2 protein-coding genes are annotated in these 1,479 nt (G+C 72.3%); both read right to left on the bottom strand.

Annotation, left to right across the window (positions count from 1 at the left end; genetic code table 11):
• The coding region (locus tag F3T56_RS48945) for a helix-turn-helix domain-containing protein (RefSeq protein WP_246204553.1) at positions 1–237 on the bottom strand (237 nt) is incomplete at its 3' end.
• A 211-nt stretch (positions 238–448) separates the two neighbouring features.
• A partial coding sequence (locus F3T56_RS42565) for an SCO2400 family protein (RefSeq protein WP_246204555.1) occupies positions 449–1,479 on the bottom strand: 1,031 nt, incomplete at its 5' end.

The following is a 1,479-nucleotide window of genomic DNA, read 5'->3' on the forward strand; positions in this document are numbered from 1 at the left end:
CTGCAGAACGACCGCGGAGACCTCGCCCAGCCAGGAACGCTGGGACGTGTCCTTGGCCCGGGTGATCAGCTGCCGGGACAGGGCGGCGGCGGTCGGGAACGGTTCCCTGGCCGCGCGGGCCTGCTCACGGGCGCGTACCGCGTCGTTGAACACGACACGGGCGCACCCGAACGCCCGCGCCAGCGCGGTGCGCTGGCCGGGCTCCGGGTACAGACGAAAGCTGTACCGAAGCTGCATGCGGTGATCGTACGAACGATCACACCTGCTGTCGCTGGGAACATCCGTTCTCCAACTCACCACCACAACACAGTCCCGCTCTGCCGGAACGACGCTGCGGCACTCCGCGCCGCAGCCACGAGATCGGCTTCACCACCGGCGTGAACGCCGATGCACTGCCGATGAAATCCGGTAGCGGGCGCCCGGCCTCCGGGCGCCCGAAGGTCGGGCCTCAGCTCACGCAGAGGACGCCGCCGAGCAGGCACAGGCCCGACGGTGACGTCGCGTCCGAACCGCTGCCGCTGCTCGTGTCGTCCGAGGAACCGGTGTCCGTGCCCGTACCCGTGCCGGTGCTGGTCCCGGAGCCGGAGTCGGAGCCGGTGCTTGTGTCGGTGCCCGTCGAGGTGTCCGTTCCCGAGCCGGTCGAGTCGTCGCCGGCGGGCGGCGTGGTCGTCTGGTCCGACGGAGTGTTGGTCGTGCCGTCGGCCGAGTCACCGGTCGAGGACGAGCCGCGCTGGGCCTGCTGCTGGGCCGCCGGTGCCGACGAGGGCGTACGCGGGGAGGTCCCCGTGTTCTGGCGGGAGTCGGAACCCTGGTCGGCGTACTGCTCGTACGAGTTGTTGGTCGAGGGCGACTGGGACTTGGGCGTGTCCGAGGTGCGCCGGGCGTCGTCCGGCTGGGCGTCCGGCGTACGGCCGCTCTGCGAGCCCTGTTCCTTCACATCGCCCAGGCGCTCGGCGTCCGGTGCGGTGGCTGCCTGGGTGTTGTCGGTGGACTGGCGGTCCATGCCCATGACGGTCAGACCGCCGCCGACCAGCGCCACGGCGGTCGCGACCACGGCCCGGCGCTGGCTCTTCTTCCAGCGGGCCATCTGCCGACGCCGCGCCGCCCGGCCCTGCGGAGCGGGCAGAGCACCCTGGATCTCCTCGACCCCCTCGGCGTCCTCGATGCCGGCCCCGGATGACGTTTCGCCGCGGGCGACTTCGGCCGAGGGCGTCGCCGCGTACTCCCACGTCGCCGCCGGCACCGTCGGAACCACCATCGAGCCGGGCAGGGTGTCGGACAGCGTGTCGTCCGTCTGGAGGGCCAGGTGGGTCGGGACGGCGCGGCCGTTGATCGTGGCCGGGGCTATGTCGGGGGCGTAGGCGCCGCAGCCGGGGCACACGAGGGCGCCGTTGAGATGTCGGCGACATGAGGAGCAGTAGTCCATCGAGGTCTTCCTGTGTGGGCATGCCGTCGACCCGCCGGGCCGCGGCCCGGCGG

The sequence above is a fragment of the Streptomyces tailanensis genome, from assembly GCF_008386495.1.
Lineage (GTDB): Bacteria > Actinomycetota > Actinomycetes > Streptomycetales > Streptomycetaceae > Streptomyces > Streptomyces tailanensis.